Origin of the sequence: Paenibacillus glycinis (assembly GCF_009909185.1) — a bacterium.
Taxonomy (GTDB): domain Bacteria; phylum Bacillota; class Bacilli; order Paenibacillales; family Paenibacillaceae; genus Paenibacillus_Z; species Paenibacillus_Z glycinis.
Window position 1 is genome coordinate 119172 of sequence record NZ_JAAAMV010000010.1, and the last position, 26833, is coordinate 146004.

At 62.9% G+C, this 26833-nt stretch carries 18 protein-coding genes; 17 read left to right on the plus strand and 1 reads right to left on the minus strand.

Translation table 11 applies throughout. From position 1 onward, the window contains the following. Positions 1-22 precede the first annotated feature (22 nt). The 6 genes from cysI (at position 23) to GT019_RS14785 (ending at position 8706) form a co-directional block, all read left to right on the plus strand. Positions 23-1744, plus strand: a complete 1722-nt coding sequence (gene cysI / locus GT019_RS14760; protein WP_161743944.1) for an assimilatory sulfite reductase (NADPH) hemoprotein subunit — start codon at positions 23-25, stop codon at positions 1742-1744. Between the two features lie 279 nt (positions 1745-2023). Beyond that, positions 2024-2494 carry a hypothetical protein gene (locus GT019_RS14765; RefSeq protein ID WP_161743945.1) on the plus strand — a complete coding sequence of 157 codons (471 nt, stop codon included), beginning with the start codon at positions 2024-2026 and terminating at the stop codon, positions 2492-2494. Positions 2495-2695: 201 nt separating this feature from the next. After that, positions 2696-3892 (plus strand): ParM/StbA family protein, encoded by a 1197-nt coding sequence (locus GT019_RS14770; RefSeq protein ID WP_161743946.1) that lies wholly within the window; start codon positions 2696-2698, stop codon positions 3890-3892. Positions 3893-3939: 47 nt separating this feature from the next. After that, entirely contained in the window at positions 3940-4347 is a 408-nt protein-coding gene (locus GT019_RS14775) for a hypothetical protein (RefSeq protein WP_161743947.1), read from the plus strand. A 335-nt stretch (positions 4348-4682) separates the two neighbouring features. Further along, positions 4683-6644: a GTP-binding protein gene (locus GT019_RS14780; RefSeq protein WP_161743948.1), complete on the plus strand. Its 1962-nt coding sequence runs from the start codon at positions 4683-4685 to the stop codon at positions 6642-6644. Between the two features lie 208 nt (positions 6645-6852). Further along, positions 6853-8706, plus strand: a complete 1854-nt coding sequence (locus tag GT019_RS14785; RefSeq protein WP_161743949.1) for a GDSL-type esterase/lipase family protein — start codon at positions 6853-6855, stop codon at positions 8704-8706. A 141-nt stretch (positions 8707-8847) separates the two neighbouring features. On the opposite strand, the gene GT019_RS14790 is transcribed toward GT019_RS14785, so the two are convergent. Next, entirely contained in the window at positions 8848-10050 is a 1203-nt protein-coding gene (locus GT019_RS14790; protein WP_161743950.1) for an MFS transporter, read from the minus strand. 284 nt (positions 10051-10334) lie between these two features. Here GT019_RS14790 and GT019_RS14795 point away from each other — a divergent pair, with 284 nt between their 5' ends. From GT019_RS14795 to GT019_RS14845, 11 genes are all read left to right on the plus strand, one after another. Beyond that, positions 10335-10625 (plus strand): DUF5658 family protein, encoded by a 291-nt coding sequence (locus tag GT019_RS14795; protein WP_161743951.1) that lies wholly within the window; start codon positions 10335-10337, stop codon positions 10623-10625. A 229-nt stretch (positions 10626-10854) separates the two neighbouring features. Further along, on the plus strand, positions 10855-11853 hold the full coding sequence (locus GT019_RS14800; protein ID WP_161743952.1) for an iron-hydroxamate ABC transporter substrate-binding protein: 999 nt from the start codon (positions 10855-10857) through the stop codon (positions 11851-11853). A 139-nt stretch (positions 11854-11992) separates the two neighbouring features. After that, entirely contained in the window at positions 11993-15886 is a 3894-nt protein-coding gene (locus tag GT019_RS14805; RefSeq protein WP_161743953.1) for an AAA family ATPase, read from the plus strand. 319 nt (positions 15887-16205) lie between these two features. Then, the gene (locus GT019_RS14810; protein WP_161743954.1) at positions 16206-17357 is read left to right on the plus strand and encodes an ABC transporter substrate-binding protein; all 1152 of its coding nucleotides are present in this window, start codon (positions 16206-16208) and stop codon (positions 17355-17357) included. A gap of 14 nt (positions 17358-17371) precedes the next feature. Further along, complete coding sequence (locus GT019_RS14815; RefSeq protein ID WP_161743955.1) at positions 17372-18337, plus strand: NHLP bacteriocin system secretion protein; 966 nt, start codon at positions 17372-17374, stop codon at positions 18335-18337. 18 nt (positions 18338-18355) lie between these two features. After that, positions 18356-20602 (plus strand): NHLP family bacteriocin export ABC transporter peptidase/permease/ATPase subunit, encoded by a 2247-nt coding sequence (locus GT019_RS14820; RefSeq protein ID WP_161743956.1) that lies wholly within the window; start codon positions 18356-18358, stop codon positions 20600-20602. Positions 20603-20627: 25 nt separating this feature from the next. Next, a complete protein-coding gene (locus tag GT019_RS14825; RefSeq protein WP_161743957.1) occupies positions 20628-23549 on the plus strand; it encodes an NHLP bacteriocin export ABC transporter permease/ATPase subunit in 2922 nt (973 codons plus the stop codon). 236 nt (positions 23550-23785) lie between these two features. After that, positions 23786-24169 carry a hypothetical protein gene (locus GT019_RS14830; protein ID WP_161743958.1) on the plus strand — a complete coding sequence of 128 codons (384 nt, stop codon included), beginning with the start codon at positions 23786-23788 and terminating at the stop codon, positions 24167-24169. A 148-nt stretch (positions 24170-24317) separates the two neighbouring features. Continuing rightward, complete coding sequence (locus GT019_RS14835; protein ID WP_161743959.1) at positions 24318-24698, plus strand: hypothetical protein; 381 nt, start codon at positions 24318-24320, stop codon at positions 24696-24698. A gap of 112 nt (positions 24699-24810) precedes the next feature. Then, positions 24811-25224 carry a hypothetical protein gene (locus GT019_RS14840; protein ID WP_161743960.1) on the plus strand — a complete coding sequence of 138 codons (414 nt, stop codon included), beginning with the start codon at positions 24811-24813 and terminating at the stop codon, positions 25222-25224. 276 nt (positions 25225-25500) lie between these two features. Next, positions 25501-26817, plus strand: coding sequence for a dicarboxylate/amino acid:cation symporter (locus tag GT019_RS14845; RefSeq protein ID WP_161743961.1), 1317 nt, complete (start codon positions 25501-25503; stop codon positions 26815-26817). Positions 26818-26833 lie beyond the last annotated feature (16 nt).

Consider the following 26833-nt stretch of genomic DNA (forward strand, 5'->3'; position numbering starts at 1 on the left):
ATGAGAGCAAGGAGGCAGAAGCATGTCCGACAATAACCTATTATCGCCCAATAGCGCGCCGCACAGCGACGTGGAGGATATTAAGAAACGAAGCGATTACTTGCGGGGAACGCTGGAGGAATCGCTGAAGGACCGGATTACCGGCTCGATCTCCGAAGACGACAACCGGCTGATGAAGTTCCACGGCAGCTACATGCAGGACGACCGCGACGTGCGCAACGAACGGAGCAAGCAGAAGCTCGAGCCGGCGTATCAATTCATGGTGCGGGTACGGGCGGCCGGAGGCGTCGTGTCGCCGGAGCAATGGCTCATGATGGACCGGATCGCGCAGCGCCACGCCAACGGCACGATCCGCTTGACGACGCGGCAGTCTTTTCAGCTGCACGGGGTCATCAAGTGGAACATGAAGACCGTGATCCAGGAAGTCAACGAGGAACTGCTGAGCACGCTCGCCGCCTGCGGCGACGTGAACCGCAACGTCATGTGCAATCCGAATCCGTACCAGTCGGAAGTGCACGAGCAGGTCAACGAATGGGCGCAGAAGGTGAGCCGTCACCTCGAGCCGCATACCCGGGCCTACCACGAGATCTGGCTGGACGAAGAGAAAGTGGCGGACAGCCGGGACGGGGAAGAGCAGGAGCCGATCTACGGCGCCGTCTATTTGCCCCGCAAATTCAAGATCGGCATCGCGGTGCCGCCCGCCAATGAAGTCGATGTTTTCTCGCAGGATCTGGGCTTTATCGCGATCCACGAGGAAGGCCGTCTGCTGGGCTTCAACGTCGCGGTCGGCGGCGGCATGGGGATGACGCACGGCGATTCGAAGACGTACCCGCAAGTCGCGCGGACGATCGGCTTCGTCACGCCCGAGCAGATCGTCGACGTGGCCGAGAAGACGGTCACGATCCAACGGGATTACGGCGACCGCGCGGTACGGAAGCATGCCCGGTTCAAGTACACGATCGACGACCGCGGCATCGAATGGTTCATCGAAGAACTGCAGCAGCGTCTGGGCTGGAAGCTGCAGGAGACCCGTTCCTATCATTTCGAGCATAACGGCGACCGTTACGGCTGGGTGAAGGGAAGCAACAACAAATGGCACTACACGCTGTTTATCCAGAACGGACGCGTGAAGGACGAGGAGGGCTACCTGCTCATGTCCGGGCTGCGCGAGATCGCCAAGGCGCACACCGGCGATTTCCGCCTCACGCCGAATCAGAACCTGATTATCGGCGGCGTCACCGCCCAGAAGAAGAAGAAAATCGCGCAGCTGATCGAGACGTACGGACTGACCGACGGCGCCGCGTACTCCGCGCTGCGGCGTAATTCCATGGCCTGCGTCGCCTTCCCGACCTGCGGCCTCGCGATGGCGGAGTCCGAGCGCTATCTGCCGACGCTGATCGACAAGCTGGAAGCGGTTCTGGACGAAGCGGGCCTGCGCGACGACGAGATCGTCATCCGCATGACCGGCTGCCCGAACGGATGCGCCCGTCCGGCGCTGGCGGAAATCTCGTTCATCGGCAAGGCGCCCGGCAAGTACAACCTGTACCTCGGCGGCGGCTTCGCCGGTCAGCGGCTGAACAAGCTGTACCGCGAGAACATCGGCGAGACCGAGATTCTCGCCGAGCTGGGGCCGATCCTGAACCGTTACGCGAGGGAGCGTGAGGACGGCGAGCATTTCGGCGACTTCTGCATCCGCGCGGGTTACGTGAAGGAAGTGCGCTCGGGGCTGGATTTCCACGACTGATCGTCGTGCATAGCATGGGCATCCGCAGGGATGCCGCTGAAGAAGAGGGGCTGACCGCAGCCCCTCTTTTTGGCGTTTTCTTGGCCGTCCGCGCGCGGCCCGCAAGGGCTCGCCAAACAATCCGCAGGTTAAAAACTCCTCATCTTCCTCCCAAATCCGGTTCGCGCTGCGAATCTATGTACTATCTCAAGCTAGGCTTATGGCAGCGTCATGATGGCCGATCGCGGCACGCTATGCAGCCGTCGGGGTACGCGCCGTGGCGAGAAGGGAGACGAACGGATGTCCAGCGGACAAGCAAACGAGGGAACGCGCAGTTTTACCCTGTCGGACGAAGTGTTTCATCAGCCGGGATTAGATATTTGCTCGCAGATGGTCTACATTATTTTGAAATGCTTTGCCACGGAATCGAATTTTCCGAAGGTCTCGGATATCGCCAAGCTGGGCCGCATGGATGACAAGCAGACGGTGAAAGCCCTGCAGACCCTGGTCGAGCTGAAGATCCTGCCGCTGAAGCTGTTCCGGCGGATGGTCGGCGTGTTTCAGGACGACCGCCTCTCCTGGTCGGCGAAAGGACTGCTCATGTTCTGCAAGGAGAACCCGCGGACCGAATTGCCGAACCTGCTGGAGCTGGCGGGCCAATCGGGCGAGAACGAACAAAATATACGCGCGTCGCTGCAAGAGCTGAGCCAATACGGGTACCTCGACGAATACCCGGAATGGCTGGAGCTGGCGAACCGCGGCGAGTCTTGAATTCGCGAGAGGCATCCGCACCGCCGGGTGCCTTTTCGCATACCGCCCGAAGCCGCGCGTCACGAAGCAACAAATTCCGACGGCGGCGACCGCGGAGAGCAAGCGCGATTTGGTACCATCAGCGGGTTGTTTAATGGCACCCCGTATGGCAAGGTATTACCAAGTCTTAGTTTAAGTGGTATATAAAAGGAGGAGTCCCTCATGAACTACCATTTCTTCGTAGGCAACGATAACGGAAACAGCGAGCACGATCTGATCATCGACGGTAAATTGATTCGGCAGCCCAACGTCAATTGCACGGTGGACGAGCTGCCGTGGAGCGAGGAGCAAGCGCCCGAGAGCTTTATCAAGAGCCTGCAGGAACAGCTGGTCGTGACCGTCGATTCGCCGGCCGCCCGCCCGGGCATGTATTACGTGGGCGCGTTCGCGCTCGAAAGCGGCGAGATCCTGGATAATCTGCAGATCGGCATCGATTTGAAGAGCGACATGGACCTGCCCATCGTGAACACGCTGGCCCAGATCGCGGCGGTCGCCGTGCAGAAGGCGTACGAGGAAGAGAAGACGATCCCCGTTCACATCGACGTGGAAGTAGACATGGCCACCGCGCTGCCGGTGACCCAGCATACCGACGAGACGTCGGCCAAGTTCGAGAAGCGCTTCACGTCCGGTACCCACCATGTGACCGTGCACCTCGGCATCCACCGCGTCGCGGTGAAGATCGCGTTTCCGTTCGCGAAGGTGGTGCCGGAGGCGACGCCCGTCATCTTCACGCTGCAGAAGGATGCCGACGGCAATTGGCGCGAAGGGGAGATCTTCAAGGAGTTCGCGGAAACCTACGACATCGACAAGAAATTCAACGGCAGCTACTTCAAGGACAAGCGCATTCTCCACGTGGATATCGGCGACGGCTCGACCGAGTATCCGGTCACGGAAGGGAATAAGTTCCTGCGCCAATTCGTGTACGGCAGCCACCATGGCATCGGCTATGCCATCGAGGAAGCGCTGGACGAGTTCAACCGGCTCATCCATCTGCCGGACAGCCCGCGGCAGTTCTTCAGCGACGTCGTGAAGAATCCCAAGCACAAGTACTACGCCCGCGCCATCAAGACGCTGAAGCGGCCGCTGGAAAGCCAGGTCAGGCAAATCGTGCAGAACGTCAAACGGCAGCTCACCAAAACCCGCAACGAGATCGACCTCATCTGCGTTTACGGGGGAGGCAGCATTCTCATGCGTCCGATCCTGTACAAGCAGCTGGAGGAGCTTTGCGTCGAGCGGGAAATGAAGCTGCTGTACATTCCGAGCGACTATGCGGTCGAGATGAACGCCATGGGATTGGACGCCTTCGTCCGCGGGAAGATCTACGAGGCGTTGAAGAACAAAGCGGTGCAGCCCGCCTGAATGGCGGCGCCCGGGGACGAATGAAGGGATAGCGGAAGGTGACGCGCGTGAAGAAGACGAAGCAGCCCGGCGAGAACATCAGCCTGAAAACCAAGAAGAACGAGGATCCCGCGGTGATGGACTGGATCAACGCGCAGTCGAATCTGATGGATTCGCTGCGGTACTTGATCGAGAACGAGGTGCAGCGCAACGGGGTGCGCAATTTGCAGACCTGCATACCGGCGGAGCGGCGAGCGTTGACGGGTCTTGAATCGCAGGCGAACGCGGAGGCCGCGGCCTCCGGAACGCGGGAGCTGCTGCGGGTAAGGGAAGAAGTATCCGCGGGCTTGTCGGTTCCGGAGGAAGTGCCGCAGGCGGACGCGCTGCTGCCCGAGGCGGGCGAACGCGCCGAATCCGAAGCCCAGCCGCCCGAGGATGAAGAGATCGACGAGGACGACATCGATTCTTGGCTTTGACCGGTATGCACGCTCAGTGGCCGAGCATGAAATCGGAAGCCTATGGAGGCTGCAGTAACGATAATGCAATGCCGGGTCATGCAAAGTAATACCGAGTACTCCGAAGTCATGCCGGGCATTGCGAATCGCTAGGTATTACCAGGTGCGGCGAAGTGAGGTATACTAGTACTCGGTCATGCTTTATGGCGCTTGACGGTGCCGAGTCCGCGTTCTGCGGATAGCCGTTGGGAGAAACGCCAGTAGGCGTGTCGACAAGTTAGGAACGATAATAAGCTGGAAGCCGCTCTTATCGGAGTGGCTTCTGTTGTATAAACAGGCAGGATAAGGTGACGACGATGAAACGGAAAACCACTACCATCGGCTTGTTCGCTCACGTGGACGCGGGCAAAACCACGTTCGCCGAGCAGCTGCTGTACCATACGCGCAGCATTCGGGAGCGGGGCAGGGTCGATCATAAGGACGCCTATCTCGACAGCCATGACATCGAGAAGGCCAGAGGCATCACCGTGTTCGCGGACCAAGCGGTCATGTCGTACGAAGGCGCGACCTATTATTTGATCGACACGCCCGGGCATGTCGATTTCTCGCCGGAGATGGAGCGGGCCATTCAGGTCATGGATTACGCGATTGTTGTCGTCAGCGCGGTGGAAGGCGTGCAGGGCCATACGGAGACGGTCTGGCAGCTGCTTCGCAAACACCGCGTTCCGACATTATTCTTCATCAACAAAACCGATCGGGTCGGCGCCGAGGTGGACAGGGTCGTCGGCGAAATTCGCCTGCATCTGACGGCGGATGCATGCATGCTGACCGGGAACTTCGCGAACGGCGAGGTCGGAGAAGCGCTGCTCGAAAGCATGGCGGAGCGGGACGAACGCTTGTTGGACGCGTTTCTTGCCGGCGCGGAGGACGGGGCGTTCTGGCTGCGGGAGCTGCAGGCAAAGGTTCGCGGACACGAGCTGTTCCCCTGCGCGTACGGCTCCGCCTTGCAGGATATCGGCGTGATCGAATTTCTGGACCAGCTGCACCGGTTAACGACGGCGGACTACGACGAAGAGGCGCCGTTCGGGGGACGCGCGTACAAGATCCGACACGACTCCAACGGCGTGCGGCTCACGTTCATCAAGGCGCTGCGCGGCACGCTGAAGGTTCGCGACGAATTGTCCTATGGCGGCGGGGACGGGCCGCTGCACGAGAAAGTGACGCGGCTGCTCGTCTTCAACGGGAGCAAATCGCACGCGGTCGACCAGGTGTCGGCGGGCGATCTGTTCGCCGCGACCGGGCTTTCCGGCGCCGAGGCCGGACAAGGCTTGGGCGGCTTCGCCGATAAACGGTCCTACGACTTGGTGCCGACGCTGACGTCGAAGGTGATCTTCGATGAGGACCTGCATGCGAAGGACGTGCTGAAGGCCTTCCGGATCCTGAACGCGGAGGACCCCTCCTTGAACGTGATCTGGGAGGAAAGCCTGCAGGAAATCCACATCCACGTCATGGGTCTCATTCAGCTCGAGGTGCTGCAGCACCTCGCGAAGGAACGCTTCCAGCTGGACGTCTCGTTCGGCAGCCCGGAAATTTTGTATCGGGAAACGATCGCCTCCGCCGTGAACGGATACGGCCATTTCGAACCGCTCAAGCATTATGCGGAGGTGCATCTGCGGCTGGAGCCCGGCGAGCGGGGAAGCGGCCTCGCATTCGAGAACGAATGCCATGCGAACGATCTGAGCGTGGGCAATCAGAACCTGATCCAGACCCATCTCTTCGAGCGGGATCACCACGGCTTGTTGACGGGCATGCCAGTGACCGATATCCGGATCACCCTGCTCACGGGCGCCGCGCACAACGAACACACGCACGGCGGCGATTTTCGCGAGGCCGCTTTCCGGGCGCTCAGGCAGGGCTTGGAGAAAGCGGCGAACGTGCTGCTCGAGCCGTATTACGCGTTCAAGATCAAGGTGGAAGCGGATCACCTGGGCAAGGTGCTCTCCGATATCCAGCGCGCCTCCGGGCAGTTCGATCCGCCGCACACCGCGGCCGCCCATGCCGTCGTGACGGGCAGGGTCCCGGTCGCGACCTTCATGGCGTACAGCACGGAGCTGGCTTCGTTCACGCATGGCCGGGGCAGCATTCAACTGGTCTTCGGCGGGTACGACGCCTGCCATAACGCGCAAGAGGTCATCGAGCGCAAAGGCTACCGCAAGGACGCGGATCCGCTGTACAGCTCTTCCTCGATCTTCTGCGCCAAGGGGCACGGCTATACGGTGGCCTGGGACGAAGCGGAAGCGAAGATGCATTTGTTATAGCGGCGCAAGGCAGGGGGGGCGGAGCTCGAACATGCCGCTAAAAAACTGCGTGCGCGTGATATGATCGCCATTATCCTGCCGATCGTCGCAGGGCGTATGTCGCGCAACAACGCATTGCGTGCGAGGCGCGAGCATGTCTGTATGCGGACAGGGTTCGCGCGTATAATCAATCGACGACGACAAAATTTCATTCTAATCGAGGGCTGCCATGAAACCATTATTCGGCAAGGACGCCGCACTACCCGCCCGGAAAACGATCGTGTTTCTGGGCGACAGCATCACCGAGGACGGCACTTATATCGCGCTGATCGACGCGTATTTTCGGCTGCACGCCCCGGAGACCGACCTGACGCTGATCAATCTCGGCGTCAGCAGCGAGACTGCCTCCGGACTCAGCGAGGCGGAGCATGGATTCCACCGTCCCTGCGTGCACGATCGGCTGGAACGGGCGCTCGCGGAGACGAAGCCGGATTGGGTCGTCGTCTGCTACGGCATGAACGACGGCATCTATCATCCGCTGTCGGAGGCGCGGTTCGCGGCTTATCGCGGCGGCATGCTGCGGCTGCTGGAGCAGATTCGCTCGGCCGGAGCCAAGGCGATCGTCATGACGCCGCCGCCGTTCGATCCGCAGTCGCTGGATGGGGCGGCGGATCGCTTGCTGCCGGCGGGCGAGCCGGATTACAGCTACCTGCGGCCTTACGAGGGGTACGACGAGGTGTTGGCCCGCTATGCGGAGTGGGTGCTGACGCTAGGCGATCCCCCTGTCGACAACGCGGACGGCGAAGAGATTGCCGGTCACGCGCCGGCAACCCCGGCGATTCCGGCAAATGCCGCGCCTTCGGTGACCGCCGCGCATTCGGCAACTTCGGCGACCTCCGCAATCCCGGCAACTTCGGCGACCTCCGAGACACCGGCGGCCGATGCGGTCGTCTCGATCCATGAGCCGATGCTGGCCCAAATCGCGGAGGCGCGGAAGGCTAATCCGGCTTATGCGTCGGGAGACGGCATCCATCCGTTCGCGCCGGGGCATTGGATCATCGCCAAGGCGCTGCTGCGCGAACTGTTCAACGTGACGCTGGAGCGGACGCCCGATTATTTGCCGAAAAGATCGGCGGAATCCGTGGATGGGACGGAGGAAGCATCTGCGGGTTCCCGCTATTTCTCGCTGATCTGGCAGCGGCATCGCCTGATGAGCGCGGCCTGGAAGGAGCACGTCGGCCATACGAACCCGAACGGCACGGCAGGCGCGCTTCCGCTGGCCGAAGCTTCGGAGCGGGCGGCCGCGCTGGAAGCGCGCATTCGCGAGCACGCCTCGGATCCGGCGCTCCGGCTGGCTTGGCGCGTCTCGGACTGGCCGGGCGGCGAGCGGACGGACTTCATGCTGGAAGGAAGAGAGGGCTTCGTCATCCTGCCGAGGAAGCCGGCGGAAGGCCGGCCGTGGATCTGGCGGACGGAATTTTTCGGCGCGTTCGCCCAAGCGGACGACGCGCTGCTGGAACGGGGCTGGGCCATTGCGTATGTCCGGTTAAGCGATATGTACGGCTGTCCCGGGGCGGTGGCGCGCATGCACGCGTTTCGCCGTTTCGTGACCGCGAGGTTCGGGCTCTCGGCGAAGCCGGCGCTATTCGGTTTCAGCCGGGGCGGGCTGTATGCCTTCCATTATGCCGCGACTTATCCGGGCGAGGTGTCGGCGCTGTATCTGGATGCGCCGGTCCTCGACATCCGCAGCTGGCCGGGCGGCAAAGGGGCGGGCGCCCGCTCGCCTCGCGAACGGGAAGATTGCAAGGCGGTATACGGCCTGCCGGAAGACGACGCGGCTTGGGCGAAGGCGTCGCCGCTCGATCGGATCGCGCCCGTGGCCGAAGCGGGCGTGCCGATCCTCGTCGTCGTCGGCGATGCGGATGCCGCCGTCCCGTTCGCGGAGAACGCCGCCATTCTGGCGGAGCGTTACCGCGCGCTCGGCGGGCAGCTGGAGCTGATCGTCAAGCCCGGCGTCGGGCATCATCCGCACAGCTTGGCCGATCCGGCGCCGATCGTCGCGTTCATGGAAGCGCACCGTTAGTCGCCCTCCCGCGTGTTCGGTCAATCGGAATAGCGAAGAATAAGAAAATCTCCCTCAGCAGCGCTTCAGCCCCGAATGGGCGTTCAAGCGCGTGATGAGGGAGATTTTCGATTATTGATTGTCGCACGGCTTGCTTTACGATCACTTGGCCGCGGAGGGCTTTCGGTCCAGCAGGAGACAGATCGCGCCTACGGTAAGCGCGAGGCCTACCAGCACGGCGCCCACCCATGGGAGCGACGTCAAGGATAGATGCGTGATCACCGAGCCCCCGATGAAGGCGCCCGTCGCATTGCCCAGGTTCCCGGCCGAGTGGCTCGTGGTCGAGGCGAGCGCGGGGGCCGATTTGGCCAGGCTCATGATCCGTACCTGCATCCCGGGGAACACGGCGAAGGAAGCGGCGCCCCACAGGAAGATGGTCGCGACGGCGGCGACTTGATTGTGAACGGTAAAGGCAAACAACGCGAGAATGACGCAGATGAGCAGATAAAGGCCGAGAATCGTGGGCATGAGCTTCCAATCCGCGAGCTTGCCGCCGAGGATGTTGCCAAGGGTCACGCCGCAGCCGAACAGGACGAGAATCCAAGTGACGCTATGCTCGGCGAATCCGGTCACTTCCACCAGCAGCGGGGTAATATACGTGAAGATGGCGAACAGGCCGGCATTGCCCAGCACGGCGATGACCAGGAACAGCTGCAGCCGCGGATTGGCGAGCGCGGCGACCTGCTGCAGGATGCCGGCGGATTTCTCCTGCTTCAGCTTCGGAATGAAGAGCAGGATGCCGACCAGCGTGACGACGCCCATCAGGGCGATCGTGGCGAACGAAGCCCGCCAGCCCATATGCTGGCCGATGAAGGTGCCGAGCGGCACGCCGATGATATTCGCGATCGTCAGGCCGGCCATCATCATGGACACGGCCCCGGCGCGCTTGTCGGGCGGGACGAGGCTGGAGGCGATGACGGCCCCGACGCCGAAGAACGTGCCGTGCGTCAGCGCGGTCAGCATGCGGGCGCCCATCAGGACGGCATAGTTCGGCGCGATGACGGAGATGGCATTGCCGAGAATGAAGAGCCCCATAAGGAAGCCGAGCAGCTGCTTTTGCGGGATGCGGTGGGTCAGCATCGTCAAGATCGGCGCGCCTACCGCGACGCCGAGCGCATACATCGTAATGAGCTGGCCCGCGGCCGAGATGCTGACGTTCAGATCCTCGGCGACGTTCGGAAGAATGCCCATGATGACGAATTCGGTCATGCCGATCGCGAACGCCCCGACGGTCAGCGAGAGCAGCGGGAGAGAGGACGGTTTCTTGACGGCCGCCTTCGTACCGGCGGCGTGTGATAAATCCATGAGGTTCGGTTCACCTTTCAACGATATGTCATGAAGCTTGAAGCGATCTGTTACGAACCGGTCGCGTGCAGCCATCTCTCTATTGTGTTGGTTTCCGTGCGCCGAAGCAAGATTATTCGACAAAAGTTCTTGGAATCTTAATAGATTGGCGTTGGGCGCGCAGCTTGAAGCGCAGGGAAGGGCAGCAGGAAGAAAGACATGGCATCGATTTTGTGATACAATTTGTATCATTAATGGAGGTGGATGGCGTGCGGATTTTGGCGGTACAGAGGAGTCGGATGCGGTTGGAATACTTGCTGCTGGGGCTGTCGGCCTTCGATGCGCTGGCAACGGATATCGGAATTCGCATGCAGGCCATCCAGGAAGCGAATCCGGTCGCGGGAAGCTTGTACGAGACGAGCGGCTTTCTCTTCTACGGCTTCAAGATCCTGCTGCCCGTGGTCCTGTTAGCGCTGCTGCGGCGGCAGCGAAGCGGGGTGCTGGTGCGTAAAGGGGTTGCGTTCGCGACCGCGCTTTATGGCTTGATCGCGATTTATCACGTCTGTTGGATCGCGTACGTGCTGTCGGCCGGGTAACGGAGAAAGGCAGCCGGATGGCGGGTTTCTTGGACGGGCGCCGAAGCCGGGGGCTTTCAGGATGTTTCTGAAGGCTCCTTTTCGCGTCTGCAAACAGGATGCGGCGAACGAACGCAAAAGCGATTGACAAGCGGGGGGACGCCAATTATAGTTAATACGTATTGATATTGATAATCATTCTCGTCTATTATCAATTCGAATCAAGCCCTACATACAAGGAGAGTCGAACATGAAGAAGTTTCTCATCCCCATCGTTCTGATGCTGGCGCTTGTCGTCAGCGCATGCGGAAATAATGCCGCCAATACGGGCAGCGGCGCGGCGGATTCATCCGGAAACGCGGCCAACGACGGCGCGCCTGCCGCCAACGAGCCGGCGGCCGACGCCGCCGCGAATGCCTCCGCCGGAGACGCGGCAGCCGGCACGATCACGTACCAATCGGAGACCGGACCCGTCGAAGTGCCGGCGAACCCGCGGCGGATCGTCGGCCTGACGAACGCGCCGAACGTGATCTCGCTTGGCGGCAAGCTCGTCGGCGTGGACGAGTGGACGAACAAGAACCCGCTGTTCACCGAGAAGCTGAAGGGCGTCGAGGTCGTATCGGAAGAAGATCTGGAGAAGATCATCGAGCTGGAGCCGGACTTGATCATTGCCGGAACCGGTGTGAAGAATCTCGATAAGCTCAATGAAATCGCGCCGACCGTCGTGTACACGTGGGGCAAGCTGGATTATTTGGCGCAGCAGCTGGAGATCGGCAAGCTCCTGAACAAGGAGCGGGAAGCGCAGGCGTGGGTCGACGATTTCAAGCAGCGCGCGGAAGCGGCCGGCAAGGAAATCAAGGCGAAGATCGGCGAGAACGCCACGGTATCCGTATTCGAGACGGATTCGAAGGACTTTTACGTCTTCGGCAACAATTGGGCGCGCGGCACGGAGCTGCTGTACCAGGCGATGGGCCTCGCCATGCCGGAGAAAGTGAAGCAGGATGCGCTCGGTCCGGGCTACTATACGCTGTCGCCGGAGGTCCTCCCCCAGTATGCCGGCGATTATATCGTCCTCAGCAGAAGCTCGGCCGGCGACAACGCGATGATGAAGACCGCGACGTGGAACGACATCCCCGCCGTCAAGAACAAGCACGTGATCGAGATCGATACCGAAGCGGCCACCTACAGCGATCCGACGACGCTGGAGTACCTGCTGAAGATTTTCGAAGAAGGATTTCTGGGCAAATAGAATCGAAGAACGAGCGGAAGAGCCTGCGCGAGATGCGGAGGCTCTTTTTCGCGGGAAAATGTCGAATATTGTAACCGGGGCGGAACGAACAATGATATGCTAGACGCAAAGAAGATATGAAAATCAGGCGGGTGTTCAGGTGGAAACGGGAGTTCGAACGACGGAAGTGGCGCAGGAATACGGGTTGCCGGACGGGCTGTACGGGAGGGATCGCGAGGTCGCGCGCATCGGAGAGGCCTTTCATTGGACCACGCTCGGATCGACCCAGATGATCTGCGTGTCGGGCCCTTCGGGCATCGGGAAGACGATGCTAATCCAAGAAGCGACCCGCAGGATCGCCCTGGGACAAGCGTATCTGATCGCCGGCAAATTCGAGCCCTTGCAGCAGGATACTCCGATGTCTCCGCTCATCGCCGCTTTCCGCGAGCTGACGGAGCAATTGTTGAACGAAGACAAGCAAAGCCTGGATCAGTGGCGGGAGGCCATCGCGCAGGCGCTCGGCTCCAATGCGGGCGTCATTACGGACGTCATCCCCGAGATGGAGCGGATCATCGGCAAGCAGGCGGCGGTCGAGCAGCTGTCCTTGGAGGAATCCATGGAACGGTTCCAATTCGTGTTCCGCCGGTTCATTCAAGTATTTTGCCATCAAAAGCATCCGCTCGTGCTGTTCATGGACGACCTGCAGTGGGCGGACGGGGCATCGTGGCGCATGATCCGCTCGTTCATGACGGATCCGCAGAGCCAGAGCCTGCTGCTCATCGGCGCGTTCCGCGACCGGGTCCACGCGCCGACCGGCCGGATCGAAGAAGAGCTGGAGGCGATCGCCTCCTCCGGGGTCGCGGTGCAGTCGCTGGCGCTGCAGCCGCTCACGCCCGCGGACTTGCGGCGGATCGTCGGGGACACGCTGCGGGCGAACGACGACATCGCCGACGAGATCGCGCATGCGCTGTTCCTGAAGTCGGACGGGAATCCGTTCCTGTTCCGCCGCTGGCTGCAGCGGAGCCTGGAGGAGCGGACGCTTCGCTACGACGAGCGCCAGGACCGGTGGGTATGGAATTGGCAGGATGCCAATCCGTCCGGCGGCCCCGGGCAGGCCGATCTGCTGCTGCATTACATGACCGACAGCATCAACCGTCTGCCGCAGGATACGCGCCAAGCGCTGCTCGAGGCGTCCTGCCTGGGCGGAGAAAGCCCGTTGAAGCAGCTTTCCTCTTGGCGCCGGGAGACGCCGCGGCAGACGCTGGAGGTGCTGCGGCCGGCGATCGAACGGCAGCTCATCCTGCATGCGGGATTCGGAGCGGAAGCGGCGGCCGAGGACAAATCCGAAGCGGGCCGAATCCGGTTCGTGCACGACCGGCTGCAAGAGGCGGCGAACGCGCTGCTCGATCCGTCCGAGAGCGAGCGCGTGCACTGGCATGCCGGCAAGTACTGGCTGGCGCATCCCGATCCGCTCGCCCGCGAACGGCATCTGTTCGACGCCGCGGGGCATCTGAACAAAGGGAGCCGCCTGGCGCTGCTGCCCGCCGACCGGGAATACCTGGTTCAAGCGAACGCCGGGGCGGGGAGGAAAGCGAAGTCCGCGACCGCCTACGAAGCCGCGGCGGTTTACTTCCGCGCGGCGGCCGCCTACATCGGGGAGGAGCATTGGACGCGCAGCTTCGAAGGCTGCTTCGACATGTTCGTCGACCTGCTGGAATGCGAGTACATGATCGGCTGGCAGCCCGCGGCCGAAGAGGCGTACCGCGCGCTGCTGGACCGCGCCCGCAACGCCTACGAGCGCATGCGGGTGCAGCAGATCGAGATCAACCGCCTGCTGCACACGGAACGAATGGCCGAAGGCATCGCGCTCGGCCTCGGATGCCTGCGGGATCTGGGCATCCGGGTGTCCGCCGAATCCGGCAAGGCCAAGCGGCTCGCCGAGCTGTACGTCACGAAGGAGCAGCTGCGCCGCAAAGTCGGCAGGCTGGGAAGGCCGGCGGCGGCGGCGGATCCCGTCGTGACCCTCGCCCTGCAGGTGTTGACGCAGCTCTCCGGCGCGGCGTTCATCTGCGACAGGCCGTTGTTCCGCGCGCTGACGTACAAATGCGTCCGGCTTGCCCTGCGCTACGGGAATTTCCCGCATGCCGCGGCGGCCTTCGGCAGCTTCGGCGGGGTGATCAACCAGGCCTTCGGCGATCTGCGGCTGGCGCGGACTTCGCTGAAGGAAGGCATGAAGATCGCCGCCGCTTACAACCAGCCCTCCATTCTGTGCCGGGCGCATCTGACGATGGGCGTCATGTTCTTCATCATGGAGGACGAGGATCGGGACCTGGAGGCGAGCTTCCGGAAATCGATCGACTTCGGCTTGGAGGCCGGCGATCTGTTCTTTACGGGCCATTCGATCGTCATGCTGCTCGTCAATTTGCATCTGACGGGCAAGCTGGCGCGGCTGGAGGCCACGCTACCGGAATACAGGAAGCTGCTGTCCGATACGCAAAATCATTACCTGCTGCCGTTCGTCGCGATCTTGAGCCGCTGGGTGCGGGCGATGAACGGCAGAATTCCGGACACGGATCCGGGTCCCGACGATCGCGAGCTGCTCCGGCAAATCGCCGCCTCCGGCATGGAATCGAACCTCCTGTACCAGTACGGCCTCTGCCTGCTGCAGGAGGGCTTCCACTTCGGCGACCGCGAGCTGGCGCTGCGCGGGGCGGCCATCGCCCGCGAGCATGCGCGGGATGCCACGCATTACCTGCACCGGTCCGAATACGAGCTGTATCACGGCTTGGAGCTGCTGTCCCGCTCGACGCCCGTCCAGTCCGGGGACTTGCGCGCGGCCGAGGACTGTTTAACCGGCCTCAAGCGATCGGCCGGCAAGTGCTCCGCGCATATCCGCCACAAGGCGCTGCTGCTGGAAGCCGAAATCGCCCGCGTTAGCGGCAAGCATGACCGGGCGGGTCATCTGTACGACGCGGCCGTCCGCGAGGCGAAGCGCGGCGGTTATGCTGCCCATGCCGCGATGGCTTGCGAATGCGCGGGGCGGTTCTATGTCGCGCAAGCAAGGGAAATGACGGCGCGGGGCTATCTGATCGAGGCGTACGCGCTTTACCGGGACTGGGGCGCGACCCGCAAGGCCGAGCAGGTCAAAGCGCTGTACGCGGATCATTACAAGGGGTTGGACGGGCAGCAAGCCGCGGAAGGGGAGGCGGGCATGCTGTCCGTCGCGGCCGCCGCGGCGGACAGGGGCGCTTCGCCGGCCGCGCCGGACCTGTCGGTCGTGCAGCAGGCGTTTCAATCGATCGCCGTGGAATCCGACCAGCGGAGGCTGATCGAGCATCTGGTGCGCGCGGTCATGGGCGAGGCCGGCGCGCAGCGCGGCTGCTTCGTCATGGAGCAGGGAAAGCGCCTGCTCGTCGAAGTGTCGGTCGACGGCCGCGGCGGCATGCAGCGCGGCCGAATCCCGCTGGAGCGGTACGACGAGGTCTGCCTGCCGGCGGTTCGGTACACGGCGAACACGGGCGAGATGGTGCTGCTGGACAACGCGGCGGCCGCCGGCCGCTTCGCGCGCGATCCGTACGTGATGAGCTGCCGGGTCCGCTCGATGCTGTGCCTGCCGCTGCGGTTCCAGAATCAGCTGACGGCGGTGCTGTATCTGGAGCACAATCAGCAAGCCGGCGCGTTTGCGGCCGATCGGCTGGACATGCTGCGCATGCTGGCCACGCAGACGGTGTTCCTGCTCAAGCTGTTTCCGCCGGAGGAAGCGCAGGCGGCCGCGAAGTCCGCGCGGCAGGGTGGCGGGCCAGCCGAGGAGCAAGCCGCGCAGGCGGACCGCGAGCCGGGCCTGCCGATGGATCCGCTGACGAACCGGGAGCTGGAGATCCTCCAGCTCATGTCGCTCGGATTGTCCAACCAAGAGATCGCGCTGCGGCTGCATATCGCCATCGGCACCGTGAAGCAGCATACCAATCGGATCTTCAGCAAGATGAACGTCAACCGGCGCGCCAAGGCCGTGCTCGAAGCCAAGCGCATGAAGCTGCTGGGCGATTCCGAGTAAGGCAAGTTGCAAGTATAACGTCCGCAGCTTCTATAACCGCGTGATCGATAACTTCCGTAACTTCCGTAACTTCCATAGCAACATCCATAGTAACTTCCATACCTGCACGATCTGTAACTTTCGCATCTATAACTTCCGCTTGCCAGAGGAAGCCGATATAGCCGCGAGTAGTGTCCATCTAGGACATTATTCGCGGTTTTTTGAGCATTTTCGAGCCGAATCTTTAAAAATATACCTTAAGTTATACGACAAAAGGCGGGAATGCGCGGTAAGCTTTGTGGCACCAAGACATGTAACGAGTTAAAGGAGACACCGACCGATGAGAACAAAAGCGACGATGATCGCGGCCGCCATGATCCTATTCCTTACCGTATTCCTTACCGCCTGCTCGAGCGCGGGCGGCATGCCGCAGGAACGGGAACGCACGCTGGGCAAACAGTCCGGCGATATCCTCGTGGGCGTTGCATGGCCGTTCGCGGACCGCAACGAAGGATTTCGCGAGGGGCTCGAGCTCGCCTTGGACGAGATCAATGAGACAGGCGTGCTGGGCAGCAAGATCCGGCTGCTGGAGAAGGACGACCATTCTTCCGTCACCGACGGCTTGACGATCGCGCAAGCTTTCGCGAACGATCCGAAGCTGACGGCGGTGATCGGCCATCGCAGCTCGGTCGTGACCGTGCCGGCCGCCCAGGTGTACGACCATGCAGGCTTGCCATTGATCGCGCCGTCCTCCACGGCGCCGGGCCTTACGTCCGCCGGGCTGGACCGCGTGTTCCGGACGATTCCGAACGATACGCAGATCGGCACGACCATGGCGGAATACGCCCATTCCAAGAACTACCGCAACGTGGCGATTTTCTATACGAACGACGAATACGGGCGCGGATTGGCCAACTCGTTCGAGGACGGGGCCAAATCGCTGGGGATGCAGACGATCGACCGGCTGTCCGACTACAAGGATCTCAACGACCTGCGGCGGATCGCGGACAAATGGAAGCTGCTCGGCTGCGATGCGATCTTCGTGGCGGAGGTCATGCCGGACGGCGCCTCGTTCATCGCGGATCTGCGGAAAGCGGGACTCGACGTGCCCGTGATCGGCGGGGACGGGCTGGATTCGGCGGCGCTCGCGGGCACGGCCGGCGCGGCGGCGGAGGGCACGGTCGTCGCCTCGATCTTCAATCCGTCGGCCGCCAACGATACGGTTCGGCAATTCGTGCAGCATTATAAGGCCAAGTACGGCGAAGAACCGGGCAAGCTGGCGGCGCAGGGCTACGACGCGCTGAAATTGCTGGCGTACGCGCTGGACAAGGCGGGCTCGCGCGAGCCGTCGAAGCTGACGCAGGCGCTGAAGGAGACGAGCTCCTGGCAGGGCGCTTCGGGGCTCCATTCCTTCGACGGCAACGGGGACGTCCGCGACATGCCGATCATTTTGAAGCAGGTCGCGGGCGGCAAGTTCGACTATCTCAATTAAAGGAGCGCAATCGGATGAAAACCGACGTTTTTCGCAAGGTCTCCGTGGAACGATTGTCTTCGCCGGAACAACTCGACACGCTGATGAAGGTGACTTCCCCGAAAGGCTGGCTGGCGCTCGTCGCGCTCGGCGTGCTGCTCGCCTCGGCGATCGCATGGGGGTTCGGCGGCACGATGAGCACGAAGATCGGCTCGCAGGGCGTATTGATCCGTCCGGGCGGCCTGCAAAATATTTTCTCCGAGGCGAACGGGACGCTGACCGACATTCGGGTGGTCGAGAACGACTACGTGAACAAGGGCGACGTCGTGGCCCGAATCGAGCAGCCGGCGCTGCTGGGTCAGCTCGGCCAGCTGGAGCAATCGCTGCAAGCGGCGGAGGCGGGCTATAAACAGGAGCCGACCGCCGTGCTGTCCGCCCAGATCGAAGGACTACGGTCGGCCATCGACAGTGCCCGATCCGATTATGCGAACGCGACCCGGATCGTCAGCCCCTATACGGGGCGCGTGCTCGAGGTGCGTTCCAAATTAGGCGCGACGATCGGCGCGGGCATGCCCCTGCTGACGATCGAGTCGGGCGACAAGCAGGCGAAGGCGCTGCAGGCGGTGCTGTATCTGTCGCTGCAGGAAGGGAAGACGATTTTGCCGGGCATGCAGGCGGAGATCGCGCCGAGCTCCGTCAACCGGGAGGAGTTCGGCTTCATCCGGGGCCGCGTGACCTCCGTGTCCGAGTTTCCGGTGACCGCGCAGGCGATGCTCGTGACGCTCGGCAACGAGGCCTTGGTGGGCGAATTGTCGGGCAGGGCCGCGGCGTTGCTGGAAGTGCGCATCGAGCCGATCCTGGATCCCCGGACGGTCAGCGGGTACAAATGGTCCACCGGAGAAGGGCCGCCGGTCGAGATCGACAGCGGCACGCTGATGTCCGCTTCCATCATCGTGAAGCAGCAGAAGCCGATCACGTCCGTTATTCCGCAGATCAAGTGAAAATGGAGCTGACATCCGATGGAAACGAAGGGTAGCACGGGGAACAAGCCCCACGCGCCGAAGCGGGTCAAGACGCCCACCGTTTTGCAAATGGAAGCCGTGGAATGCGGCGCCGCCGCGCTGGCCATCATCATGGGCTACCACGGGAGCCATATCCCGCTGGAGGAGCTACGCGTGGAATGCGGCGTCTCCCGCGACGGGAGCAAAGCGAACAACATCCTGAAGGCGGCGCGCAAATACGGCCTGACCGCCAAGGGTTACAAGAAGAATCCCGAGGATCTGCGGAGCATGGCGTTCCCGATGATCATTCATTGGAATTTCAACCATTTCCTCGTGCTGGAGGGCTTCAAAGGCGACCGGGTGTACTTGAACGATCCGGCGGCCGGTCCGCGGGTCGTCTCAGCGGAAGAGTTCGACATGTCGTTCACGGGCGTGGCGCTCACCTTCGCGGCGTCGGAGCAGTATCGGCGCGTCGGCCAGGAGACCGGCATGCTGAAGGCGCTGGGCAGCCGGCTCAAAGGCTCCGAATCCGCCTTGGCGTACGTTATCCTGGCGGGGCTGTTCCTGGTCGTGCCGGGCTTGGTCATACCGGTCTTCACGAAAGTGCTGATCGACAACATCCTGCTCGGCGGACTGCGCAATTGGCTGATTCCGCTCCTGCTCGGGATGGTCGCGACGGCGTTCATGCGCGCCGCGCTCACTTGGCTCCAGCGCAGCTATCTGCTGCGGCTGGAGATGAAATTCTCGCTCAGCACGTCCGGGCGGTTCTTCTGGCATGTGCTGCGGCTGCCGATCGAATTTTTCTCGCAGCGCTACAGCGGCGAGATCGGCTCGCGGGTCATGATCAACGACCGCGTGGCCCAGCTGCTGTCGGGCGACTTGGCCGTGGCGGTGCTGAATTCGATCATGATCGTCTTCTATCTGCTGCTGATGACGCAGTACAGCCTTCTGCTCACGGCGATCGCCGTAGCCGTGGCGCTGGTGAACGTGCTCTTCCTGCGCTTCGTCTCCAAGAAACGGGTCGACCAGAACATGCGGCTGCTGCAAGAGACGGGCAAGATGCAGGGCGTATCCATGGGAGGCCTGCAGCTCATCGAGACCTTGAAATCGAGCGGCTCGGAATCCGACTTCTTCGCCAAATGGTCCGGCTACCAGAGCAAGCTGCTGCAATCGCAGCAGCAGCTGGGCGTCTCGTCGGCGTTGTTGTCGGCCGTGCCCGGCCTGTTGTCCGGCATCAGCACGGCGGTGATCGTGTCCGTCGGCGGATTCCAGGTCATGGACGGCGTCATGACGGTCGGGATGCTGGTCGCGTTCCAAAGCTTGATGGCCAGCTTCATCGAACCGGTCAATCAGATGGTGCAGCTGGGCAGCTCGATGCAGGAAGCGCAGGGCGGCCTGAAGCGGCTGGACGACGTGCTCAATTACAAGCTCGACGCGCAGCTGGCGGCTTCGCCGGGGGAGGCGCTCGAAGGGCCGGGCCGTCAAGAGTCGGCCGCCGGCGCCGAGGAGACGGAAGCGGGGCATGATGCGGAGATCGGCGCCAAGCTGTCGGGCTTCGTGGAGCTTCGCGAGGTCACCTTCGGCTACAACCGGCTGGAAGGTCCGCTGATCGAGAACTTCAGCCTCAAGCTGAAGCCGGGCACGCGCGTCGCGCTCGTCGGGGGATCCGGCAGCGGGAAATCGACGGTCGCGAAGCTGGTCGCGGGCATCTACGAGCCGTGGTCGGGCGAGATCCGTTTCGACGGCGCGGCGCGGGGACAGCTCCCGCGGGAGCTGATCGGCAACTCCGTGGCGGTCGTGGACCAGGATATCCATCTCTTCGAAGGCACGATCAAGGAAAATTTGTCGCTGTGGGACGCGACCATCCCGGAGACGGATATCGTCCGGGCGGCCAAGGACGCCTGCATTCACGACGAGATCAGCTCCCGCGGCGGCGGCTACGATCACGCGATCGAGGAGAGCGGCGGCAATTTCAGCGGCGGCCAGCGCCAGCGGCTGGAGATCGCCAGGGCATTGGCGGGCAATCCGTCCGTGCTGGTGCTCGACGAAGCGACGAGCGCGCTCGATCCGAAGACGGAACAGCTCGTGGATGCCAGCATCCGCCGAAGAGGCTGCACCTGCCTGATCGTGGCGCATCGGCTCAGCACGATCCGCGACGCGGACGAGATCATCGTCATGCACCGGGGCAAGGTGTCGGAGCGGGGCACCCATCATGAGCTGCTCGCGAAGAACGGCGCGTACGCCAAGCTGATTCAGGAGCATTAATATAGATCGGAAGGAGCGGAAGACGGTGATACAAACGGAAATATCCGAGCTTCGGCGGCTGTTCGAGGAACGCGGCTCCGCGGCGGGCGCCGAAGGCAACCGGCCCTTGATCATCCGCGACGAAGCGGAGGTCTGGCTGGTGCAGGCCGGCCATGCGGACGTGTTTGCCGTATCGCTGCACGAGGAAGAAGTCGTCCGCCAGCGGCGGTTCCTGTTCAGCCTGGAGCCGGGCCGGCTCTTATACGGCTACCATGCCGGCGGCGACGGCAAGAACGGCTCGGCCGGCATGCTGATCGCCGGCTTGACGGGCACCCGGCTGCTTCGCATGGACCGGGCCGCGTTCGTCGCGGCGCTGTCCGAATCGCGGCAGCTGCGCGAAGCCGCGGCCCGGTCGATCGACGCCTGGATCGAAGCGTGGTCGACGGCCCTCGCGGGCGCGGACCCCGCGGAAGCGTTCGTCGCGCTGACGCCGGGCGAATCGGCCGAGGCGCCGGCGCAGGCGATTCTGCGCGCGTCGCAGCCGGCTTGGGTTCGCCTGAACGAAGGCGAGCTGCACTGGATGGGCGACGCCGAGCTCGCGGTCGATCGCCCGGGCGCGCTGTTTCCGCTAACGGCGGCCGACTGGATGACGGCTGCGGTTCCGTCGAACCTGTCCGTCCACGGGACGCTCGAGTGGTTGGAGCTGGATCCGGAGCTGCAGGGCTTGTCCGATTATCATCGCGGCATCGCGGATTGCTTGCGCCGCATGTATCGCTTCGAGGAGCGCTTCGAGCGGGAGCGGCTGAAGCTGAAGACGGAGCAGGACCACGCCGTCATGGAACGCGCGCTTCGCCGGCTCGCTTCCATTACCGGCGGCCCGACTGCGGGCACGGCCGCGGACGCGCGCACCGGCGACGATTTGTACGTCGCGGCCCGGCGCGTGGGCGAAGCGGCCGGCTTGAACGTCCTGCCGGCCAAGGCCGCGCGGCTGCGGAAGTCGCGCGACCCCGTCAGCGAGATCGCCAAGGCGTCCGGGTTCCGCTCGCGCCAGGTCATGCTGAAGGACGACTGGTGGCGGACGGACAACGGGCCGCTGCTGGCTTTTCTGGAAGAGGGCGGACATCCGGTCGCGCTCGTTCCCTCGGGGGCGGCCGGCTACCGGCTGATCGATGCCGGCGGCGGCGAGGGAACCGTCGTCACCGAGCAGCTCGCCGGGCAGCTGGAGACGGTCGCCCATATGTTCTATCGCCCGTTCCCCGCCCATGCGCTGTCCGTGCTGGACATTTTGAAGTTCGGGTCGCACCGGTCGATCCGGCGGGACTTCGCGAAGGTGCTGGCGCTCGGCATCGCGAGCGGCCTGCTCGCGATGTTCATTCCGATCGCGAACGGCATTCTGTTCGATTCCGTCATTCCGGCATCGGATCAAGGCCCGCTGCTGCAGATGGGGCTGATCCTGCTCTCGATCGCGCTGGCGACGGCGCTGTTCGAAGTAACGCGTTCGCTGGCGATGCTGCGCATCGAGGGGAAGATGGACGGCTCCATCCAGGCGGCGGTCTGGGACCGGCTGCTGAACATGCCGGCGTCGTTCTTCCGCCAGTTCACGGCGGGCGACTTGGCCAGCCGGGCGAACAGCATCAACGCGATCCGCAAGATGCTGTCCGGCGTAGCGGTCACCGCGGTGTTCACGGGGATCTTCTCCGTCTTCAACTTCTTCCTCTTGTTCCATTACGACGTGAAGCTGGCGCTCGCGGCGGCGGTGCTGGTCATCGTCCCGATGCTCGTGACCGTCGTCATCGGCATCGTGCAGGTTCGCAAGCAGCGCGTGCTGCTGCAGGCGCAGGGCAAGCTGACGGGAACCGTGCTGCAGATCATCGACGGCATCTCGAAATTCCGGATGGCGGGGGCGGAGAAGCGGGCGTTCTTCCTGTGGGCCAAGCTGTTCGGAGAGATGAAGGAGACCTCGTTCCGGGCAAGGCGGGTCAGCGACATCCATGCCGTGTTCAATGCGTTCTACCCCATCGTGACCTCGATCGCGCTGTTCTACCTGGTCGCGACCAATGCGCAGGGGCTCAGCGCGGGCCAGTTCATCGCCTTCTTCTCGGCGTTCACGGCCTTCCTGAAGGCGATGATCAACATGTCGGGCGCCGTAGTGTCCATGATCAACATCGTGCCGCTGTTCGAACGCACCAAGCCGATCCTGCAAACGGTGCCCGAGGCGCATGAGGCCGCCGAAGATCCGGGCGAGCTCGCCGGCGGCATCGAGGTCCGGCACGTGAATTTCCGTTACGCCGCGGAGCAGCCGCTGATCCTGAACGACCTGTCCTTGACCATCCGCCCGGGGGAATTCGTCGCCTTGGTCGGCGCCTCCGGGTGCGGCAAATCGTCGCTGCTCCGGCTGCTGCTCGGCTTCGAGAAGGCGGAGTCGGGTTCCGTCTTCTACGACGGACAGGACATGAAATCGCTGGACATCCGTTCCGTCCGCAGCCAGCTCGGCGTCGTGCTGCAGCACGGCAAAGTCATGGCGGGCGATATCTATTCCAACATCGTCGGCTCCACGAATCTGACGCATGAGGACGCATGGGAAGCGGCGCGCATGGCGGGGCTCGATCAGGACATCCAGCAGATGCCGATGGGCATGCACACGGTCATCTCCGAGGGGGGCGGCACGCTCTCGGGCGGTCAGCGCCAGCGGCTGCTCATTGCCCGGGCGCTCGCCAGGAGGCCGAAAATCCTCTTCTTCGACGAGGCGACCAGCGCGCTCGACAACCGCACGCAGGCGATCGTCAGCGAAAGCCTCGAGAAGCTTCGCGCGACGCGCGTCGTCATCGCGCACCGGCTCAGCACGATCATGAACGCGGACCGCATCTTCGTGCTGGACAGAGGCCGGCTGGTCCAGGCGGGAACCTACGCGGAACTGATGGAGCAGGACGGCTTGTTCATGGAGCTGGCCAAACGGCAGCTGGCCTAGCGGGCATGCGAGCCGCCCGAGGTTTGACCGCCGAGTTGTATTCGAACGCCGCGTGCCGCGATGGCGCCGAGAGCCGGGGGTACGCGGTGCGGAAATTGAGGCCCGCCCGGGATTCGAGGTCGTACGAAACTGGCGAATCGGCCAGGCTCCCGAATCCCGGACATTTCATTCGTTCATTCTCCCGGCTACCTGGCCGGGTCGATGATAAATTTAACCATTTCGAGGAGGAACCATCTGTGAGCTGGACCAAAGAAGCAGTAGAAGAAGCAGTCAAGAAAGTAGGCGCGAAAGCGGCGATCGACGCGGAGTTCAGAAGCCTGTGCGTGAGCGACATCCATGCGGCGATTCAACAGGAAAGCGGCCTGGAGGTACCGGCAAGCTTCAAGATCGGCGTGCTGGACCAATCCGCGAACCATCTGAACCTGATTCTTCCTCCGTTTGCCAAGGAAGAAGACGAGCTGCTCGAAAGCGAGCTGGAGAGCGTGGCGGGCGGCAGCAAGTCCGGCGCGACCGATTTCTTCAACGGCATCGCGGAAGGCGTGGGCATTCCGACCGACGGAAGCGCGGAAGCCATCGCAGGAAACGTCATCGGCACCGTCATTTCGCTCGGCAAAGGTTGATTCCCGGCCGCCGGTCATGAGCGTTCCCGGAGGCATCCCGCAGGCGCGGGGTTTCTTCGGGAAAGCCCGGCTGCTTGAATGCCGGGGATGGCAGCGCTCGAAGCAGCAGAACATGCAGGACAAAGCGATTATGCAGGAGGCGCGATTCATGAGCTGGACGAAAGAAGCACTGGAAGCAGCGATTCAAAAGGTAAGCGCAAGAGCGGCGACGGACGCGGAGTTCAGAAGCCTGTGCGCGAGCGACATCCGCGCCGCGATTCGGCTGGAGGACGGGCTCGAGGTGCCGGCAAGCTTCAAGATCGGCGTGCTGGATGCATCGGCGAACCATCTGAACCTGATCCTGCCCCCGATCGCCAAGGAAGATGGCGAGCTCCTGGAAAACGAGCTCGAGGGCGTCGCGGGCGGCAGCAGCGGAGGCTGGGAGAACAGCATCGGGATCGTCCCGATCTTCGGCGGCATCGGCATCATGCCCGTTAAACCCGTCGGAGGCGGCTTTGTTATACCCGAGAAACCGCCGACGGCCGAGTAGTACTACCTCCTTTCAGACCAAGGCCCCTTTCAGGGGTGCCGGCTAGCTTGATCTTCATCCTGGCGATTCGCCGGGTTACGATACCAAACCATGACCCAAGGAGGCAATAATCATGAATTGGACGCAAGAGGCAGTGGAAGAAGCGGTAAGAAAAGTAGGCGCGCGCGCGGCGACGGACCTGGAATTCAGAAACCTGTGCGTGAGCGACATCCATGCCGCCATCCAACAAGAGAGCGGCCTGGAGGTGCCGGCAAGCTTCAAGATCGGCGTGCTGGATCAATCCGCGAACCATCTGAACCTGATCCTGCCGGCCTTCGCGGCGGAAGCGGACGAACTGATGGAAAGCGAGCTGGAAAGCGTCGCGGGCGGCAGCAAGCAAGGCGCGAGCGACTTCTTCAGCGGCGTGGGATCCGGCGCGCTGGCCATGTTCGGCGAAGACACCGGCTTCCGCGGCAATAGCTCGGAAGCGAACGCGGGCGCGGCGATCGGAGCAATCCTGATGCTGCCTGCGGCATTGGGCCAATAATTCATTCGTCATCATCCGATTCGTTAGAGCAAGCATGCGGTTCCGGCGATAACCTCGCCCGGAATCGGCCATGCGAATGATTACCTGTATCCGCAATGGCCTGGCGGAGCGAATCCCGACCGCGGCGATCGGCTCCGCAGGCCGCCTTTTTCACCTTTCGTCCGTTCTTCCAAGGCAACAACCGGCCATCGAAAAAAATCTGGCGGTCCGTGCGCTCGACAGGCGGAACGTCAAGTCGATCATACACGATTCCTCTTACAATAGGCGGTGCATCCCATGAAACGCATTCCCTTCTCTCCCCGGTGGCTGAAGTCGATCTGGGCGATCATCGGGGCGATCGGCGCCGGGGTCGTCGTCGGCCTGTATCAGCCGCGCTTCGCCACGGAACTCGTTCCTTACGGGAACTTGTATTTATCCTTTCTCAAGATGTGCGTCATCCCGATCATGGTCACGGCGATCGTATCGAGCGTGGGTCGGCTCTTCATGTCGAGGAATTCGGGGAAAGTGCTGCGGCGGATGATCCTCGTGTTCCTGGCGGGACTGCTCTTGGCCGGCATCCTCGGGCTCGGCGCGGGCTGGCTCGGCAAGCCCGGCGAGGGCTTCTCGGCCGATCAGCGAACGGTGCTCGGCCGGGAAGTGCTGGATCGCGAGCCTGCCGCCGAATCCGCGGATCCCGCCGCGTCCGGCAACGGGCTGCTCCAATTCGTGTTCGATCTCATCCCGTCGAATATATTCATCGCGCTCGGGCAGGGAGACAGCCTGCAGATCTTGTTCTTCTCCGTCGTGGTGGGCATCGCCGTCGGATTGCTCTCGGTGCATGCGGGCGACCAGTTCCTGCTGATGACGGACCTGCTGTTCAAGGCATTCCAGCGCATCATCGCCTGGGCGATGTACATGCTGCCCGTCGGCATGTTCTGCATGATGGCCGGACAGATCGCCGGCGCCGGCGCGGACCTGCTGCTGGCCATGGTCAAGTACATCGCCTGCATCTATGCGGTCAGCCTACTGCTGCTCCTGCTGGGCGTCATGGTCGTCTCGGTCAAGCTCGGGCAGGGCTTCCTCCGGACGCTGTCCGGGTTGAAGGAGCCGCTCTGGATCGCGTTCGGCACGCAGAACAGCATCGCCACGATGCCCTACGTGCTGGAGGCGCTGCGGGACCGGTTCAGGCTGAACGCGAACACGGTCAATCTGGTCGTGCCGCTCGGCATCGTTTTATGCCGGTACAGCATGGTGCTGACGTATACGACGGGCATCGTGTTCATCGCCCAGCTGTACGGGGTGCCGCTCGGGCCGGAAGGCCTGCTCGTCGCCTTGGCCGGCGCGATCTTGACGGCCGTTGCCGGCGCGGGTTCGCCGGGCATCGTGTCCATCGCGATGATCGCTTTGATCGCCGGTCCCCTGCAGCTGCCGTACGCGACGGGAGTCATTCTGCTGATGGCGGTGAATCCCATCATCGATCCCGGCGTGACGGCGGCCAACGTGATGCTCAATTGCGCGTCGACCGTCATGATCGCCGGCGGAACGGCAGACGAGGAAGCGTCGCCGGGATCGGAGCCGGGAGCGCGGCGGGGCGGCAAGCTGCAGACGGATTAAACCGAGGGGGATTGTC

Bases quoted from the DNA above. Each gene is read 5' to 3' on its own strand.
- cysI (WP_161743944.1), top strand. From the start codon at position 23: ATGTCCGACAATAACCTATTATCGCCCAATAGCGCGCCGCACAGCGAC.
- GT019_RS14765 (WP_161743945.1), top strand. From the start codon at position 2,024: ATGTCCAGCGGACAAGCAAACGAGGGAACGCGCAGTTTTACCCTGTCG.
- GT019_RS14770 (WP_161743946.1), top strand. From the start codon at position 2,696: ATGAACTACCATTTCTTCGTAGGCAACGATAACGGAAACAGCGAGCAC.
- GT019_RS14780 (WP_161743948.1), top strand. From the start codon at position 4,683: ATGAAACGGAAAACCACTACCATCGGCTTGTTCGCTCACGTGGACGCG.
- GT019_RS14785 (WP_161743949.1), top strand. From the start codon at position 6,853: ATGAAACCATTATTCGGCAAGGACGCCGCACTACCCGCCCGGAAAACG.
- GT019_RS14790 (WP_161743950.1), bottom strand. From the start codon at position 10,050: ATGGATTTATCACACGCCGCCGGTACGAAGGCGGCCGTCAAGAAACCG.
- GT019_RS14800 (WP_161743952.1), top strand. From the start codon at position 10,855: ATGAAGAAGTTTCTCATCCCCATCGTTCTGATGCTGGCGCTTGTCGTC.
- GT019_RS14810 (WP_161743954.1), top strand. From the start codon at position 16,206: ATGAGAACAAAAGCGACGATGATCGCGGCCGCCATGATCCTATTCCTT.
- GT019_RS14815 (WP_161743955.1), top strand. From the start codon at position 17,372: ATGAAAACCGACGTTTTTCGCAAGGTCTCCGTGGAACGATTGTCTTCG.
- GT019_RS14820 (WP_161743956.1), top strand. From the start codon at position 18,356: ATGGAAACGAAGGGTAGCACGGGGAACAAGCCCCACGCGCCGAAGCGG.
- GT019_RS14835 (WP_161743959.1), top strand. From the start codon at position 24,318: ATGAGCTGGACGAAAGAAGCACTGGAAGCAGCGATTCAAAAGGTAAGC.
- GT019_RS14840 (WP_161743960.1), top strand. From the start codon at position 24,811: ATGAATTGGACGCAAGAGGCAGTGGAAGAAGCGGTAAGAAAAGTAGGC.
- GT019_RS14845 (WP_161743961.1), top strand. From the start codon at position 25,501: ATGAAACGCATTCCCTTCTCTCCCCGGTGGCTGAAGTCGATCTGGGCG.